The sequence below is a fragment of the Oceanicaulis sp. UBA6590 genome (assembly GCF_002433705.1).
In the GTDB taxonomy this organism is placed as follows: Bacteria; Pseudomonadota; Alphaproteobacteria; order Caulobacterales; family Maricaulaceae; genus Oceanicaulis.
In genome coordinates this window covers 35,300-51,195 of the sequence record NZ_DJIQ01000022.1, presented here as the reverse complement: position 1 = coordinate 51,195, position 15,896 = coordinate 35,300, and the positions used below count along the sequence as shown (strand labels likewise).

Sequence of the window (15,896 nt, the reverse complement as noted above, 5' to 3'; positions counted from 1 at the left end):
CTAGCCCTGCTCTTCCGGCAGGCGCACGATCAGGCCGTCGAGATCCGCCGTGACCTTGATCTGGCAGGACAGCCGCGAGGTGTCCTGAACGTCGCTGGCGAAGTCGAGCATGGATTCTTCCATGGAGGAGCGCTCGCCCGTCTTGTCCGCCCAGGCCGGGTCCACATAGACATGGCAGGTCGCACACGCGCATGCGCCGCCGCAATCGGCGTCGATGCCCGGCACCATGTTGCGGACGGCGCCTTCCATCACGGTCAGGCCGTCCTGCACGTCCACTTCATGGGCGGAGCCGTCATGCTCGATATAGGTGATCTTGGCCATGTCAGTCGTCTTCTCACAAATTCTGGTGCAGGCGCTGAACCCGCGTTCGGGCGCTATTTAGGACAGGAAGTCGCGCATCGCCACTCCGGGATCCCGCAAACGGTCGGGATCAGGCGTCGCGCCCTGGGCGATCATCCTTTGGGCGGCCATGTATTCGGGACCGGAATTGACCGCCTCGCACGCCACGATCCGCCCCTGCTTGAGGTGGAACAGCGCGAACTTGCCCTCTTCTGGATCGCCGCGGCGGACCATCTCGTCCGCGCCCTCGATCAGGCCGGTGATCTGCAATTTCATCTCGTACTGGTCCGACCAGAACCAGGGCACCGGATCGTAATCGACCTCAAGGCCGCAAATGGCCTGCGCCGCCGCCTTGCCCTGGTCGATGGCGTTCTGCACGGACTCAAGCCGGATCGAGCGGTCATAGCGCTTGGAATGAAAGCGCGCGACATCGCCAATGGCGTAGATGCGTTCGTCCTCGGTGCGCGCGGTTTCATCCACCAGCACGCCATCCTTGCACGCAAGCCCCGCGGCGCTCGCCAGATGATCATTCACGGTCAGACCGGCGGCGACCAGCACGGTGTCCGCCTCGACGATCTCGCCGTCTACAAGCTCAACGCCGGTCACCTGTCCGCTCTCGCCGACGATGGCCTTCACCGGCGCATTGACCCGCAGATCGACGCCATAGCCGCGATGAATCGCGCCGAACCAGCCGCCCAGGAGCGGGCTCGCCGTGCGGCACATGGGGCGCTCGGCGGCTTCGAGCACCGTCACCGTCATGCCGCGCTTGCGCGCGGACGCCGCGACTTCAAGGCCGATATAGCCCGCGCCAATGATGGCGATGGATTTCGCGCCATGAAAGGACGCGGACAGGTCTTCGGTCTCTGACAGGGTGCGCAGCACGTGAACGCCAGGCAGGTCCGCGCCGGGCAGTGGCAGGCGGCGCGCCTCCCCGCCCGTGGCGAGGATCAGACGGTCATAGGCGATGCGTTCGCCGGTGTCGGTGATGACATTGGCGGCGCTGCGGTCAATTGCGGTCACCCGCACGCCGGTGCGCAGGTCTACATCCGCCTTCTCATACCATTCCGCAGGCTTGAGCCAGAGCCGGTCCACCGGCAACTCTCCCGCCAGATAGGCTTTCGACAGGGGCGGTCGCTGGTAGGGCGCCGCCGTCTCGCCGGCCAGAATGATGATCGGCGCATCGTATTTGCGCTTGCGCAGCTCGGCGGCTGCGGACAAGGCGGCCTGGCCGCCCCCGATGATGACCGTTCCGGACACTGCGATCCGCGCTCCCTGTTGTCTCGTTCTTATGTTCGCATGGCGCCGCGCCCGTGGATGCAAGTCAAGCGCCCGGCTGCGCAAGCGCGAGCGCTGCGAAGTCTTGCCGCCCCGCGCGAGCCGTCCTATCAGCCTTGTATGACCGAGCTTGTTCTCTCCCTGCCCGACCCTGCCGCCAACGCCGCTCTCGGCGCACGACTGGCGCGTGAACTGAAGGTTGGAGATGCGGTCCTGCTGGAAGGCGGGCTGGGCGCAGGCAAGACCACTCTGGCGCGCGGCGTGATAGAAGCGCTGACCGGTATCGCTGACGCGCCAAGCCCCACCTACACCCTTGTGCAGCATTACGAGACTAAGGACGGCCTCGTCCTGCTGCATGCGGATCTTTATCGTCTGGAAGATCCTGAAGAGCTGGACGAGCTGGGGGTGGACGAGGCGCTTGATCATGGCGCGGCCCTGATCGAATGGCCCGACCGCATGGGCGGCTGGCGCCCCGCCGACCGGCTCGAGATCACGCTCGAAGACACCGAGGCTGGCGGACGCACCGCCCGCCTACACGCCTTTGGAAGCTGGGAGACGCGTCTTGGCGGACTTGCAGACTGATCCGCGCGCCCTTGCGCGCACCCAATTCATCAAGACCGCCGGCTGGGCCGAGGCGAAGGTCGAGCCCTTCCCCGGCGACGCCTCGACCCGGTCCTATTTCCGTCTGAGCCGCGGCCATGACAGCGCCATCCTGATGGACGCGCCGGGCGCCAGCGAAGCGCCCGCCTGCCCGGTCGACGCCAGCGAAGAGGAGCGTACGGCTCTCGGCTATAACGCCGTGGCGCGCCTGGCCGGCAACAACACGACGGCGTTCGCCGCGCTTGCCGGCGCCCTGACGGCGCGCGGCTTTTCCGCCCCGCGCATTTTTGAAGCCGATCTCGATCAGGGTTTTCTGATCATCGAGGACCTCACCGACGCCCTGTTCGCGCGGCTGATTCCGGCGGTCGCCCATGAAGGCGCGCTCTACGCCACCGCTGTCGAGACGCTGGGCGCGATTTACCGGTCCTCGTTCGAGCGACAGCCCACCGCCTTCGGCAAGAGCTGGACGGTTCAGGACTATGACGCGCTGGCGCTGCATGCCGAGACCGCGCTGTTCACCGACTGGTACGCGCCCTGGCGTGGCAAGACCCTGTCAGAGGCGGACAAGTCCGACTGGCGCAATGCCTGGAGCCAGGTGCTGCCGCATCTCGAGGCCCACGCACCGGGCCTCGTGCTGCGCGACTTCCATGCCGAGAACCTGATCTGGCTGCCCCAGCGCGAACACGAGGCCAAGGTTGGACTTCTGGACTTTCAGGACGCGCTCTTCGGCCACCCGGCGTATGATCTGATCTCATTGATCGAGGATGCGCGCCGCGATGTGGCGAGCGATCTGGCCAAGCCGCTGACCGACCGCTTCTTCAATGCGGCGGGATTGTCGGACCGCGAGGCCTTTGACGCCGCCGCCGCCGTGCTGGCCGCCCAGCGCAACGCCAAGATCCTGGGGATTTTCGTCCGCCTCGCCCAGCGCGACGGCAAGCCGAAATATCTCGATCTTCTGCCGCGTGTGGAGCGCCATTTCATCCGCGATCTGGCCCATCCCGCGCTCGCCCCGGTCAAGGCCGCCGTGATGGCGCTGACCCCGTCCCTGTTTGAAGAGGCCTGAGCATGATGCAAGCGCCCAAACGCGCCATGGTGATGGCGGCGGGTCTTGGCACCCGCATGCGCCCGCTCACCAATGATCGTTGCAAGGCGCTGGTGGAGCTGGGCGGCAAGAGCCTGATCGACTGGATGCTCGACCGCCTCGCTGAAGCGGGCGTCGAGGAGGCGGTGGTCAATGTCCACCATTTCGCTGACCGGCTGGAAAGCCATCTGAGCCAGCGTGCGGCGCCAACCCTCACCATTTCCGATGAGCGCGCAGAGCTTCTTGAAACCGGCGGCGGCCTCGCCAAGGCGGCGCCGCTTCTGGGCGATGACCCGATCTTTGTCGCCAATATCGATTCCGTCTGGCGTGAAGACGGGACCGAGAGCGAATTGCGCAAGCTCGCCCGCGCCTTTGACCCCGATCGCATGGACGCCCTGCTGCTGATCACGCCCACAGCGAACACTCTGGGCTTTGACGGGCCGGGTGATTTCTTTTTGCATGAGGACGGGCGGCTGGAGCGGCGTGGCGAACGCGCCACTGCGCCCTATGCCTATACCGGCGTCCAGATCCTGAATCCGCGCGTCCTGGAAGGGCTGCCGGTCGAGCCCTTCTCCACCAATCTCATCTGGAACACGGCGCTGGAAGCGGGACGCCTTCATGGCTGCGTCATGGACGCCTTCTGGATGCATGTGGGCGATCCTGAAGCGCGTGAAGCGGCGGAGAATCGGCTACGCTCCTTTTCATGAGCGCTGATCGTCTGTTTTCGTCTCCCTCGCCCCGGGTCTTCACCCTGCCCCCCGCTGCGCCGTTCCTGACCGAACTGGCGCGCGGCCTCACCGAGGCGTTTCCCGATCCCGAGGCGCTGAGCCGGGTCACCGTGCTGATCCCCACCCGCCGCGCCGGGCGCGAGCTTGCTGAAGCCTTCACCCGACTGTCGCCGGGCGCGGCGCTGTTGCCGATGATCCGCCCCATCGGCGATGTCGACGCAGACGAGCCGCCGTTCGAACCGGGCGAGCTGGCGGAGATCGCCCCTGAAGCCGTGTCGCCGGCGCGCCGCCGGTTCGAGCTGGCGAGCCTGATCCTTCAGAAGGAAAAGGCGGTGGGCCGCTCCATGGGTGCGGGCGGCGCGCTGGTATTGGCTGATGATCTGGCGCGACTGCTCGATGACCTCGCCACCGAGGATGTGGACGATCTGGGCGCGCTGACCGAAGAGATCCGCGCCAACCTGCCAGCCCACATGCAGGAAGCGGCGATGTTTCTCGACATCGTGCTCGTCGCCTGGCCTGAGCGCCTGAAGGAGATGCAGCGGGTGGATCCCGCACGGCGGCGCTCGCTGCTTCTCAAGGCGCTGGCGAAACGCTGGCGGGACAATCCGCCGTCTGATCCCGTGATCGCGGCAGGCTCCACCGGCTCCATTCCTGCGGCGGCGGAGCTACTAAGCGCGGTGGCGAGCCTGCCCCAGGGCTGCATCGTGCTGCCCGGTTTTGCCCGCGACATGGACGAAGAGGGCTGGGCCGCCATTGATGACGGCCACCCCCAACGCGCCATGAAGACCCTGATCGAGAGCCTTGGGATCGAGCGCCATGACGTCCGGTTCTGGCCAGGCGCCGAAGAGGGCCGCCAGGATGCGCCGCGCGCCCGCGTCATCGCCGAAGCCCTGCGCCCCGCCGAAGCCACCGCCGACTGGCTGCGCCGGGTGGAGGACCTGAAAGAAGCCTGGGGCGAGGACGTGTTCGAAACGGCCCTTGAAGGCCTCAGCGTCATCGATGCGCCCGCCCCCGCCGAGGAAGCCCGCGTCATCGCCCTGATGCTGCGCGAGACATTGGAGACGCCGGGCGCGCGGGGCATTCTCGTCACGCCCGACCGGAACCTGTCGCGCCGGGTGATCACCGAAATGGCGCGGTTCGGCGTCACGGTGGACGATTCCGCCGGTCAGCCCCTGTCTGACACGCCGTCGGGCGCTTTCCTGATCCGCGTCTTGCAAGCGGCGCTGGATCCAGGTTCGGCGCTGGCCTTCTCGGCGCTTGCGACCTCGCCGCTCTTTTCACTGGGAGAGGAACGCGCGCCCCTGCGCGGCGTGCTCGGCACGATGGAGCGCCGCGCCCTGCGCGGCCGTCGCCCCGGCCATGACTGGGATGCCCTGTACGAGCACGTCCGTGACGCCGCGGGCGATGATGAAGACCGGCGCCGACGCTGGGGCGGGATCATCGAGGCCATGGCGACAGCCCTCTCGCCGCTGAGCGCGCTTGAAGGCGATCAGCCCTTGGCGGTCTGGACCCGCGCCCTGGTGGAAAGCGCCGAGGCGCTGGCCCGCAATGACGAGATGCCGGGCGCGGACCGGCTCTGGGCGACGGACGCCGGCGAGAACGCCGCCCAGCTGATGCGCGAGTTCATGGAAGAGGCCGACGCCCTGCCGCCAGTCAGCCTGCACGACTTCACCCGCGCCGTTCTGGAAACCGCCCGGTCCCGGCTGATCCGCCCCCGTTATGGCGCGCACCCCAGGCTTCAGATACTGGGCCCGCTGGAAGCCCGTCTCGCCGAAGCCGACCGGGTGATTCTGGCGGGTCTCAACGAAGGCGTCTGGCCGGCGCCCCCCAAATCCGACCCCTTCCTCAGCCGGGGCATGCGGATCGCGGCGGGTCTGTCGGCGCCCGAGGAACGCTTCGGCCTCGCCGCCCATGACTTCGCCCAGCTTGCCTGCGCCCGAGATGTGACGCTGACCCGCTCCGCGAAAGTGGATGGCGCCCCCACCGTGGCCTCGCGCTGGCTGTGGCGCCTGCAGACTCTGGCGCGTGGGGCGTTGGGAGAGCGCGCGCAAGCAGCGCTGGCCCCGGCGCAGGATTATCTCGGCTTCGCAAATGCGCTCGATGAGACGGCGGAGCAGACAATGATCCGTCCGCCTGAACCCGCCCCGCCGGTGGAGGCGCGGCCGCGCAAGCTGAGCGTCACCCAGATCGAGACCTGGATCCGCGATCCCTATTCGATCTTCGCGCGCAAGATCCTCAAGCTCGACAAGCTCGACCCGCTGGACCGGCCGGCGGGAGCGCCCGAACGCGGCACGGCCTATCACGCGGCGCTGGAACGCTGGGTGCGCAGCCTCGGAGACACCGAGATCCTGCCGCGGGATGCGTTGCAGCGCCTCCTGGCGCATGGTCAGACAGCCTTGTCCGAGGCCGGGTTCAGCGAGAACGCGCTCGGCGTCGAGATGAAGCGCTTTGAGCGGGTCTCGCAATTCATGGTCGCTTTCGAGGAAGCCCGTCGCGAGGACGGCTTCACGCCGGCCGCCCTTGAAGCCCTGGGCGATATCAGCTTCGACGCGCCGGGCGGATTGTTCACCCTGACGGGACGGGCGGACCGGATCGATCTGCGCCCCTCGGGCGCCCTCGATATTCTCGATTACAAGACCGGCATGCCGCCGTCCGCCAAGGAGGTGGCCGCCGGATTCGCCCCGCAATTGCCGCTGGAGGCGGCGATGGCCGCGCGCGGCGCCTTCGAACATGCGCCGAGCCATGAGCCGGGCGATCTGATGTATGTCCGCCTGTCGGGCGGACGCGTGCCGGGAGAGCCCAGATCCATGGTGCGCAATCCCGATGGGGATGACGCCGGCATGCTGGCCGAACAGGCGCTGGAGCGCCTGGTGAAATGGGTCGCGGCCTTTGACGATCCGCAACGCACCTATCCCAGCCAGCCGCGCGTGAAGTTCACCAACAAATGGGGCGATTACGACCATCTGGCCCGCCGCAAGGAATGGGCGAGCGCGCCCGGCGATGACGCGGGCGAGGGAGGCGCATCATGAGCCAGCCCGGATTTGATCCCGCCATCGTCGTCGGCGCCAGCGAAGCGCAGGCGACCGCCGCCGATCCGTCCGCGAGCGTGTTTGTTGAAGCCAACGCCGGATCGGGCAAGACCCGCGTTCTGGTTGATCGGGTGGCGCGCCTGCTGTTGGCGGGCGCGAGGCCCGACCGCATTCTGTGCGTGACCTTCACCAAGGCGGCGGCGGGTGAAATGCAGGCGCGCCTGTTCAGAAAGCTGGGCGACTGGTCGACCCTGCCCGATGACGCGCTGACCAAGGAACTCGACGCGCTGGTGACCGAGGGCCAGCGCCCACCGCTTGATGAAGCGCGCCGGCTATTCGCCCGCGCGCTAGAAACCCCGGGCGGCCTGAAGATCCAGACCCTGCACGCCTTTTGCGAAAGCCTTTTGCGTCGCTTCCCGCTTGAAGCGGGCCTGCCGCCAGGCTTTGAGGTGCAGGATGACGCCGCCGGACTGGCGCTACAGACCGAGGCGCTTGAGGCTCTCTCCGGACAGGCCCATCGCGACCCGGAAGGCGAGATCGCCCAGGCCATCGCCGCTTTGATAGACGGCTCGGGTGCGGATGCGCTGGCGCGCCTCTCCGCCTTCGTGATGAGCAAGCGTCATGAGCTGATGGCGGCGCGCACCCAGGCGGGGTCGCTGGATGCGCTGCTGGATCAGGCGAGCGAACTTCTGGGCGTCGACCCGGATCTCGACGTGGATCAGGTGCTGGCCGAGGCGTGGGGCGATACGGATGTGGGGGCGCTCGAAGCCGCCCTGAGCGCGCTTCAGACCGGCGGCACGAAAACCGATCAGGCGAGCGCGGAAGCGCTTCTTGAAATCCTCGATGTGGCCGAGGAGGATTCCGCGGAAGCCTTTGACTATTATATCGACTTTCTCACGACCAAGACTGGCGCGCTGAAGAAGCCCAAATCCATCTTCTCCAAGAAGACCGGCGACAGCTATCGCATTCTCGTCACCCTGTTTGGTGATGAAGGCGCGGAGATCCATCGCGTCGGCGATGAGGTGCTGCCCAAGCTGGCCGCCGCCACCGCCAACCGGATGACCCGCGCAGCGCTGCGCATTGCGGACGCCCTGCTCAACGACTATCAGGCGCGGCTGAACCGGCTGCGCCGGGTAGATTTCTCCGACCTTGTGGAACGCGCCCGCGCCCTGCTGACCGATTCAGAAGCGCGCGGCTGGGCGCTCTACAAGCTCGACCAGGGCCTTGATCATGTACTGGTCGATGAAGCCCAGGACACCGCGCCCGAACAATGGGCCGTCATCAATGCGCTGACCGAGGAATTCTTCGCAGGCGATGGCGCCTATGAAACCAGCCATCCTGACGCGCTGAGGCGCACCGTGTTCTGCGTCGGGGACGAGAAGCAGTCGATCTATTCCTTCCAGAACGCCGATCCGCGCGAATTCCTGGCCCAGCGTCAACGACTTCAGACCGAGGCGAAACTCGCACGCCTGCGCTTTGAGAGCCCGCCCCTCAATGTCTCCTTCCGCTCGAGCCCGGAAGTGCTGGCGGCTGTAGACGCCTGCTTCGCCGCCGAAGCCGCTGTTCTGAACACGGAGCGCAAGGATTGGGTCGAGGGGCTTGAGACCAAGCTTCTTATGAGCGACCCCGAGACGCAACAGACGCGCGATCCGCTGGCCTTCCACCGCTATGACGGCCATGTGGCCGCAAGGGTGAATGCGCCAGGCTGCGTGGAGATCTGGCCCGCCGTGCCCAAGCCCGAGGGCGGGCAGGAGGACGAGCTGGACCTGCGTCCGGTGGACGCCGAGCGCAAGGATTCCGCCCGCAACCAGCTCGCCGAAGCGGTCGCCAGCGAGATCGCCGACATCATCACGCGCGGCGATGGCGTCTGGGAGGAAGGCGAGCCCTGGCGGCTGCGTCCCGCCCATGCGGGCGACATTCTGGTGCTGGTGCGTCGTCGCGGCGGCCTGTTTGAAGAGATCATCCGCCGTCTCAAGCTCAAGAATGTGCCGGTGGCGGGCGCGGACCGGATGACCTTGCCTGACCAGCTGGTGGTCGAAGATCTCCTGTCCCTGGCGCGCTTCGCGCTACTGCCCGAAGACGATCTGTCTCTGGCCGAAGTGCTCAAAAGTCCATTCTTCCATCCGGTCAGGGCTGTCACGCCCCCCATTGATGATGACGCTCTGTTTGACCTCAGCCGGCAGCCAGGCGCGCGCCTGTGGGACAAGCTGCGCCGCTCGGACGATCCGCGCTTCCGCGACGCCAGGGCCGCGCTTGAAACCGCCCGCGCGCGTGTGGAGACCGATGCGCCCTACGCCTTCTTCGCGCGCTTCCTGACCGAGACGAGCCCGACCGGAGAGAGCCGACTGGCGCGGCTTTATGCGCGCCTTGGCGAAGAGGCCCGCGACCCGGCGGAAGAATTTCTCAATCGCGCCCTCGCCCACGAGGTGGAAGGCGCGCCGTCTTTGTCGCGCTTTGTGGCGGCGATGCAGGCGGATGCGGTGCAGATCAAGCGTGAGATGGAAGCGGGGCGCGGCGAGGTGCGGGTGATGACCGTGCACGGCGCGAAGGGCCTTGAAGCGCCCATCGTCTTCCTGCCCGACACCACCCAATTGCCCAGGGACCGTTCGGGCGGTCTGTTCGCCCATGAAGAGGCGGGGCTTTTATGGTCGCCGGACATGAAGATGCCGCCGCCGCTTCTGGCCTCGATCGCAGAGCGCAAGGAGCTCGATGCGGACGGGGAGTATCAGCGCCTTCTCTATGTGGCGATGACCCGAGCCCGTGATCGCCTGATCGTGTGCGGGCACACCCATGGGGTGGCGGGCAAGGTGGATGCGGGCAGCTGGCATGACCGTTGTCAGCACAGCTGGACCGGCGCGGACTGGCGGCCTGTGAAGACCGCGCTCGAAGGCGTTGCCGCTGAAAATGGCTGGGAGGCCGCGCCGGGTCTGCGCTATGGCGCGGACCCCAAGCCGCTCAAGGCGAGCGCCGCGCCCGAAGCAGCCCCTGTGACCCTGCCCGGCTGGGCGATTCAGCCGCCGCCCGCGGACCCGGCGCCGGTGCGCTCGGTCGCGCCGTCAAAACTCCTGGGCGAAGAGGAGAGCGGGTTTGAACCGGCCTCCCTGTCGCCGCTGGCCAAGGGCGGGCAATCGCGCTTCCGCCGCGGCGAGCTGATCCACAAGCTGCTGCAGACCCTGCCCGATATCGAGGAGAGCCGCCGCGAGGCCTCCGCCCTGCGCTACCTTGAGAACCAGACCGATCTTGACGACGCCCAGCGCCGCGAGATCGCATCCGAAACCCTGCGCGTGATTTCCGATCCCGCCTTCGCGGCGCTCTTCCTTCCCGGCTCCCGCGCCGAGGCTGCGGTGGCGGGCCAGGCAGCGGGTCTGCCGAGCGGCATGGTCATCAACGGTCAGATCGACCGGCTGGTCGTGACCGATCACGAAGTCCTGATCGTGGATTACAAGACCAACCGTCCGCCGCCCCAAAAGGTCGAGGACGTGCCGCGCGCCTACCTCGCGCAAATGGCCGCGTATCGCGCGCTCCTGCAGGGGCTTCACCCCGAAAAACCGGTGCGCTGCGCCCTACTTTGGACAGATGCGCCGCGTCTGATGGAACTCCCTCCGGAGCGGATGGATGCGGTCCTCAATCACGCCCGGCGCCCAGCGGATGCTTGACCGATGCGCTGGAGCTTCCTAGGTGATCGGTCAACTCAAGACCCGCAGCCGTGCTGATTCCGGGCGGTTGCGTGTTGTTTATTGGTAAGGAGCAAGGCTCATGGCGACCCAGGCGGTTACCGACGATACTTTTGAAAATGACGTGCTTAAGGCTGACGGCCCGGTGCTGGTGGACTTCTGGGCGGAATGGTGCGGCCCCTGCAAGCAGATCGGTCCGGCGCTCGAAGAGATCGCCAGCGAAAAGGCCGGCAAGCTGACCATCGCCAAGGTCAATATCGACGAGAACCCGATGGCCCCCAGCAAGTATGGCGTGCGCGGCATCCCGACCCTTCTGATCTTCAAGAATGGCGAGGAAGTCAGCCGCAAGGTCGGCGCCATGGCCAAATCCAAGATCGAGGAATGGATCAACGAAGCCGTCTAGGCTCCGATCTTTTCTGAAAATCAGAAAACCCCGGAAGCGCGGCTTCCGGGGTTTTTCTTTTGCAAAAGGACCTGGCTCAGGCTTTCGCCATCTCGTCCGCAATGGCTTGCGCCGCGGCGAAGGGGTCATCGGCCTGGCTGATCGGGCGGCCCACCACCAGATGCGTGGCGCCAGCCTTCAGCGCGGCTTCAGGCGTCGCCACGCGCTTCTGATCGCCCAGTTCGGCGCCAGCCGGGCGTACGCCCGGCGTCACGATCAGGAAATCATCGGGAACGCGCGCCCGGATGGCTTCGGCTTCCTGCGGCGAGGCGACCACGCCGTCCACGCCGCAATCGAGCGCCTGGTCGACGCGCCGCATCACCAGATCGCGCGCGCCATAGGCATAGCCCATCTGGGTCAGCATGGCGTCGTCATAGGCGGTCAGCACGGTGACGCCGAGAATCTTGAGACCAGAGCCCTGCCGGCCTTCCACAGCCGCGCGCATTACCGGCGGTTCGGCATGCACGGTCAGAAGATCCGCCCCCGCCTGGGTGATCGAGCGGGTCGCCTTCTCCACCGTGGCCGGGATGTCGTGGAGCTTGAAGTCGAGGAAGACGTCATGGCCGCGCGCCTTGAGAGAGCGCGCCAGATCCATGCCGCCAATGGGCAGAAGCTGGAGGCCGATCTTGTAGTGCGCGCAGGCCTCTCCAAGCGTCTCCACCAGCGCTTCGGCGTCATTGGTGGTGGGCAGGTCGAGGGCGGTGATCAGGCGGCGGTCGGTCATGGTCATCCCCCAGGTCAAAGACGGTCGCAGCGGCCTAGACCGCTGCGCGCGCACGATCAAGCGTCAGGATGCGGCGTTGGCCCGGGCCTGCGCGACCATCCGCTTTTCCTGCATGCGCATGATGGCCTGGCCCACCGGATCGGGCAGGACGCGCGACATGGCGACGAGGAATTTGTACCACGCCCCCGGCACACGCAGCGGCACGCCGCGCTCGACCGCGTCATAGCCGGACACCGCCACATCCTCGGCGGTCAGCATCCAGAACGACGGCAGGTTGGAAACAGTGTTGCGCGCGCCGTTCACATCATGAAACTCCGACCAGGTATAGCCCGGGGCCACGGCGGTGACGTGGACATTACGATCCTTGAGCTCGAGCCCCAAAGCTTCGGACACCTTGATCAGCAGGCTTTTCGCGCCGGGATAGAGCGTGCCCGAATAGCGGGTATGGGCGTTGGCGGCGGGCAGAAGGGCGGAGACCGAGGCGATATTGATGATGCGGCCATAGCCGCGCTCGGCCATGGGTTTGGCGACCAGATGCATCAGCTTGAGATAGCTGGTGACCATCAATTCCATGAACTGGGCCTGATCCTCCCAGCTCAGGTCTACGAAGGCGCCCGGACGCCCCACGCCGGCATTGTTGACGAGGCCGTCAATGATGCGCCCCTGGTCATGGATCGTCTTGACGATGGTCTCCGGCGCATCAGGCTCTGACAGGTCCGCTGCAATCACAAGGCTGTCCACGCCGAACTGAGCCTTCAGCTCCTCGGCCAGGTCCTTGAGCCGGTCCTCGCGCCGGGCGACCAGCGCCAGATCCCAGCCCCGGCGCGCGAATTCGCGCGCATAGGCCGCGCCAATGCCGGAGGATGCGCCAGTTACAAGAGCGAGACGACGGGCCATGTGATCTCCAATCCTTTGATCTCTCACGAGGTGCAAAAGGTGACCGCATCGCCCGGCTCTGTCCAGAACTAGTGCGCTCGCTGTCCCGGTCTGATCAGTCCGTGCACGCCTGATCGATCAGGACGCGGGTTTCCTCCGCCAGCATGGCCCGGGCCGTGGGCGACAGGGCATGGCCCGCCGCGCCGTATTCCTGAGGCGAGCCGGTTTCGCTGTCTTCAAAGATATGATCCACGCCCGGGACGATCACGGTGCGGGTGGGTTTGTCGCCACGCGCCTCAATCAGGGCCGTCTGGGCGTTTTCGGGCAAGACCTGAAGATCGCGCTCGCCAAAGAGCCCAAGCACAGGCCCCTCAAAGGCGGCGGCCGCAGCCGCCGGATCGCCGTCAAACATCGCCACGGCATAGGGCTGGCCCCACATGGCCGCTTGCTGACGGGCGAAGCTTTCGGGCAGACCGCCTTCAATCAGCGCCGCCTCGATCGCCGCCGGCGCCTCGCCCGGCGCGGCATTGGCGATCGCTTCGAACACGGCTCTTTGACGCACGCGATTGGCCTCGACCGCCGCATCGCCCTGCCCGGACGCCCGGATCAGCGCTTCGGACTGATCATAGAGCAGCGTTTCCATATCCTGATGCTGCCCCGCGAGCGAGATCACGAAGTCTGCATCGGACTCGTTCGCCGCCAGCAGCGCCAGATACCCGCCTTCGGAATGACCGAGATACCCCACGCAGGACAGCCCGGTCTGCGCCTTGAGCACGTCGAGCGCCCGCACCGCGTCATCGGCAAGCTCGGCGGGCGCAAGCGGCGCCGGCGCATCAGACCCGCCCACGCCGCGATCATCATAGCGCAGGCTCGCCATGCCCGCTTCAGCCAGCGCATCGGCGATGGCGGCATAGACCGGATGCCCGGCGATATTGCCATCCCGGTCCTGCGGGCCTGATCCGCTGATCAGCACCAGCCCTGCGCGGGGCGCCTCCGGTATGGTGATCACGCCTTCCAGATGACCCTCCGCCAGGGCGATCTCGACCACCTCGCCTTGGCCATGGACGTCAGCCGCCGAGGCTTCGTCCTGACCATCAGCGGGACGCTCGAACACCAGAGGCGCACTCAGCCCGCCCTGATTGAAGGTCCCGGTGATCACCCCGTCTTCCAGCACGCCATCATATTGAAGCGCCATTCCGGGTGTTGAGAAGTGCACATGCGTCCCGTCAAACCGGACGATGTCCATGGGCACGCGCGCCCCGCCCTGATCCACCGAGATCATCGTGATCGCAGGCGCCGCGCCGGACAGGTCGATATCCAGCTCGAGATTCAGCGTGCGCACCCCGGCGTCGAGCACCCCGGCCCAGTCGCCTTCAAAGCCCGGATCGGCGGGCAAGGCCTCCTCGTCCTGTGCGGCGTCAGACGCTTCAGGCGTCGGCGCCGCGGGCGCTTGCGCATCACAGGCCGCAAGCATCAGGGCGAAGGGGAGAAGGGCGAGGCTGACGGCTTTCATGGCGGATCTCCATCTCTGGCTGACCCAGCCTTAGCATTGACGCTAATTAGCGTCTAGGCTAAATACTTGGCGATGAGTGATGTCTTTTCCGCCCTGGCCCACCCCGTGCGCCGTGAAGTCCTGCGCCTGCTGCGCGACGGGCCGATGACAGCGGGGGCGCTGGCGGACCGGTTCGATGTCGCCAAGCCCACCATGTCGCGCCATTTCGCGGCGCTCAAGGATGCGGGCCTGATCCAGGCGGAAAGAACCGGAAACCAGATCCGCTACCGCCTCAATGTCAGTGTCGCGGAAGAGCTGATGGCGCTGATGATGGACCTGTTCAAGACCACCGGCTCCAGCAAGGAGGTCCCGAAATGATCCGCAAAGGCCTAGTTTACGCCCTGCCGCCCTTCGCGCTGATGCTGGCCCTGTCGATCTGGGGCTGGCTCGGAACCGCCCCGGACGCGCCGATCCCCGTGCATTTCGGTCTCGACGGCGCGCCCGATCGCTTGGGCGGCAAGCTGGAGGGGTTCGTCCTCCTGCCCGCGATGACGCTCTTCATCTGCGCCCTCTTCAGCCTGATGCCGCTGATCGACCCGCGCGGCGAGAACATCCGCCGTTCCGAGCCTGCGGTCCTGACGGTCTGGTCAGGGGTGATCTGGGTCTTGGCGGCCGCACAGGCCCTGATCACGCTGACGGCTCTCGAACGTATAGAGAGCGCTCAGACGCCCGGCCCCTTCATCGGTTTCGCCTGCGCCATGCTTTTGGTGGTGCTGGGCAATGTCCTGTCCAAGACCCGACCCAACTGGCTGATCGGCATCCGCACGCCCTGGACCCTGTCCTCGGACAAGTCCTGGGACGTCACCCATCGATGGGGCGGGCGTTTGATGATGGGCGGCGGCGCGATCTCGGCGGTCAGCTTTCTGCTCACGCCGCCAACGGTCGCGTTCACGGTTCTCGGCGTCACGGTCACCACCCTGGCCGGGGTCAGCGTGGGCCTGTCCTACTGGGTCTGGAAGAACGATCCGGACCGGGACACCTATTCCGCCGCTTCGGATTGAGCGGACTGCAAACGATTCCCGAACAGCAGACGACGCGCGGTCTCGGTCGCAGCCTTCAGCGCCTCTCGATCCTCGTCCGTAAAGCGGAAGAAGGGTGCGGTGTCGACCACTGCAACGGCGCCGATATTCAGCCCCTCCGGCGAGAGCAGGGGCTGGCCGCAATAGGCGCGCACAAAGGGCGGGCCGACAGCAACCGGATGGTCGCACAGCTCCGGATCGGTCGACAGGTTCAGGACCTCGACAGGCCCGTCCCGGCAGATCACTTGCGTGCACAGGGATTCATCCAGCGCCACCTCGCAGGCGTCCAGCCCGAACTTGCCGACGAAGCGAACACGGGTATCGCTGACCAGCGAGATCACGCAGATCGGCGCCTTGAAGGCGAACGCCGTCAGACGTGCGAGCGTATCCAGATCTTCACGCGGATCTGGATTTGCGTCTGAAATCGTCCTGACGGCATCCACCCGAGACGGATCGGCAATGATCGAGCAGCACGCCCCTGTGGGGGTCTCAGACATAAGCGGGCTCCTTTTTCTCAGCCCAGACTGCACACATAGGTTTCTGAGTCCGTAAAGCAC

At 66.4% G+C, this 15,896-nt stretch carries 14 protein-coding genes; 8 read left to right on the top strand and 6 right to left on the bottom strand.

Features of this window, described 5'->3' with window-relative positions:
* On the bottom strand, window positions 1-321 hold the full coding sequence (locus B2Z70_RS04020; protein WP_292981283.1) for a 2Fe-2S iron-sulfur cluster-binding protein: 321 nt from the start codon (window positions 319-321) through the stop codon (window positions 1-3).
* A gap of 57 nt (window positions 322-378) precedes the next feature.
* Complete coding sequence (locus B2Z70_RS04015) at window positions 379-1,596, bottom strand: NAD(P)/FAD-dependent oxidoreductase (RefSeq protein ID WP_292981280.1); 1,218 nt, start codon at window positions 1,594-1,596, stop codon at window positions 379-381.
* A gap of 138 nt (window positions 1,597-1,734) precedes the next feature.
* Between B2Z70_RS04015 and tsaE the strand changes: the two genes are divergently transcribed.
* From tsaE to trxA, 6 genes are all read left to right on the top strand, one after another.
* Window positions 1,735-2,196, top strand: coding sequence for a tRNA (adenosine(37)-N6)-threonylcarbamoyltransferase complex ATPase subunit type 1 TsaE (tsaE, locus tag B2Z70_RS04010; protein ID WP_009802732.1), 462 nt, complete (start codon window positions 1,735-1,737; stop codon window positions 2,194-2,196).
* The gene (locus B2Z70_RS04005) at window positions 2,177-3,277 is read left to right on the top strand and encodes an aminoglycoside phosphotransferase family protein (protein ID WP_292981275.1); all 1,101 of its coding nucleotides are present in this window, start codon (window positions 2,177-2,179) and stop codon (window positions 3,275-3,277) included. Before tsaE ends, B2Z70_RS04005 begins: the two co-directional genes overlap by 20 nt.
* 2 nt (window positions 3,278-3,279) lie before the next feature.
* On the top strand, window positions 3,280-4,002 hold the full coding sequence (locus B2Z70_RS04000; protein ID WP_292981272.1) for a nucleotidyltransferase family protein: 723 nt from the start codon (window positions 3,280-3,282) through the stop codon (window positions 4,000-4,002).
* On the top strand, window positions 3,999-7,052 hold the full coding sequence (gene addB, locus B2Z70_RS03995) for a double-strand break repair protein AddB (protein ID WP_292981270.1): 3,054 nt from the start codon (window positions 3,999-4,001) through the stop codon (window positions 7,050-7,052). The genes B2Z70_RS04000 and addB overlap by 4 nt, the downstream gene beginning before the upstream one ends.
* Window positions 7,049-10,708: a UvrD-helicase domain-containing protein gene (locus tag B2Z70_RS03990; protein WP_292981267.1), complete on the top strand. Its 3,660-nt coding sequence runs from the start codon at window positions 7,049-7,051 to the stop codon at window positions 10,706-10,708. Before addB ends, B2Z70_RS03990 begins: the two co-directional genes overlap by 4 nt.
* Before the next feature lie 100 nt (window positions 10,709-10,808).
* The gene (trxA, locus tag B2Z70_RS03985; RefSeq protein WP_009802727.1) at window positions 10,809-11,129 is read left to right on the top strand and encodes a thioredoxin TrxA; all 321 of its coding nucleotides are present in this window, start codon (window positions 10,809-10,811) and stop codon (window positions 11,127-11,129) included.
* Window positions 11,130-11,205: 76 nt separating this feature from the next.
* Here the strand turns inward: trxA and pyrF are convergent, their stop codons facing one another.
* The 3 genes from pyrF to B2Z70_RS03970 all read right to left on the bottom strand — a co-directional run bounded on the left by pyrF (window position 11,206) and on the right by B2Z70_RS03970 (window position 14,281).
* Window positions 11,206-11,892, bottom strand: a complete 687-nt coding sequence (pyrF, locus tag B2Z70_RS03980; protein WP_292981263.1) for an orotidine-5'-phosphate decarboxylase — start codon at window positions 11,890-11,892, stop codon at window positions 11,206-11,208.
* A gap of 63 nt (window positions 11,893-11,955) precedes the next feature.
* Entirely contained in the window at window positions 11,956-12,789 is an 834-nt protein-coding gene (locus B2Z70_RS03975) for an SDR family NAD(P)-dependent oxidoreductase (protein WP_009802725.1), read from the bottom strand.
* Between the two features lie 94 nt (window positions 12,790-12,883).
* Entirely contained in the window at window positions 12,884-14,281 is a 1,398-nt protein-coding gene (locus B2Z70_RS03970; RefSeq protein ID WP_292981257.1) for an alpha/beta hydrolase family protein, read from the bottom strand.
* 72 nt (window positions 14,282-14,353) lie between these two features.
* Between B2Z70_RS03970 and B2Z70_RS03965 the strand changes: the two genes are divergently transcribed.
* Together B2Z70_RS03965 and B2Z70_RS03960 are read left to right on the top strand one after the other, a co-directional pair.
* Window positions 14,354-14,638, top strand: coding sequence for an autorepressor SdpR family transcription factor (locus B2Z70_RS03965; protein ID WP_009802723.1), 285 nt, complete (start codon window positions 14,354-14,356; stop codon window positions 14,636-14,638).
* Window positions 14,635-15,321 (top strand): SdpI family protein, encoded by a 687-nt coding sequence (locus B2Z70_RS03960; protein WP_292981253.1) that lies wholly within the window; start codon window positions 14,635-14,637, stop codon window positions 15,319-15,321. Before B2Z70_RS03965 ends, B2Z70_RS03960 begins: the two co-directional genes overlap by 4 nt.
* Here the strand turns inward: B2Z70_RS03960 and B2Z70_RS03955 are convergent.
* Window positions 15,300-15,836, bottom strand: coding sequence for a GAF domain-containing protein (locus B2Z70_RS03955; RefSeq protein ID WP_009802721.1), 537 nt, complete (start codon window positions 15,834-15,836; stop codon window positions 15,300-15,302). The genes B2Z70_RS03960 and B2Z70_RS03955 overlap by 22 nt on opposite strands.
* Between the last annotated feature and the right edge of the window lie 60 nt (window positions 15,837-15,896).

Excerpts from the sequence above, each read along its gene's own strand:
- B2Z70_RS04020 (WP_292981283.1), bottom strand. The coding sequence starts at position 321 with ATGGCCAAGATCACCTATATCGAGCATGACGGCTCCGCCCATGAAGTG.
- tsaE (WP_009802732.1), top strand. The coding sequence starts at position 1,735 with ATGACCGAGCTTGTTCTCTCCCTGCCCGACCCTGCCGCCAACGCCGCT.
- B2Z70_RS04000 (WP_292981272.1), top strand. The coding sequence starts at position 3,280 with ATGATGCAAGCGCCCAAACGCGCCATGGTGATGGCGGCGGGTCTTGGC.
- addB (WP_292981270.1), top strand. The coding sequence starts at position 3,999 with ATGAGCGCTGATCGTCTGTTTTCGTCTCCCTCGCCCCGGGTCTTCACC.
- B2Z70_RS03990 (WP_292981267.1), top strand. The coding sequence starts at position 7,049 with ATGAGCCAGCCCGGATTTGATCCCGCCATCGTCGTCGGCGCCAGCGAA.
- trxA (WP_009802727.1), top strand. The coding sequence starts at position 10,809 with ATGGCGACCCAGGCGGTTACCGACGATACTTTTGAAAATGACGTGCTT.
- pyrF (WP_292981263.1), bottom strand. The coding sequence starts at position 11,892 with ATGACCGACCGCCGCCTGATCACCGCCCTCGACCTGCCCACCACCAAT.
- B2Z70_RS03975 (WP_009802725.1), bottom strand. The coding sequence starts at position 12,789 with ATGGCCCGTCGTCTCGCTCTTGTAACTGGCGCATCCTCCGGCATTGGC.
- B2Z70_RS03970 (WP_292981257.1), bottom strand. The coding sequence starts at position 14,281 with ATGAAAGCCGTCAGCCTCGCCCTTCTCCCCTTCGCCCTGATGCTTGCG.
- B2Z70_RS03965 (WP_009802723.1), top strand. The coding sequence starts at position 14,354 with ATGAGTGATGTCTTTTCCGCCCTGGCCCACCCCGTGCGCCGTGAAGTC.
- B2Z70_RS03960 (WP_292981253.1), top strand. The coding sequence starts at position 14,635 with ATGATCCGCAAAGGCCTAGTTTACGCCCTGCCGCCCTTCGCGCTGATG.
- B2Z70_RS03955 (WP_009802721.1), bottom strand. The coding sequence starts at position 15,836 with ATGTCTGAGACCCCCACAGGGGCGTGCTGCTCGATCATTGCCGATCCG.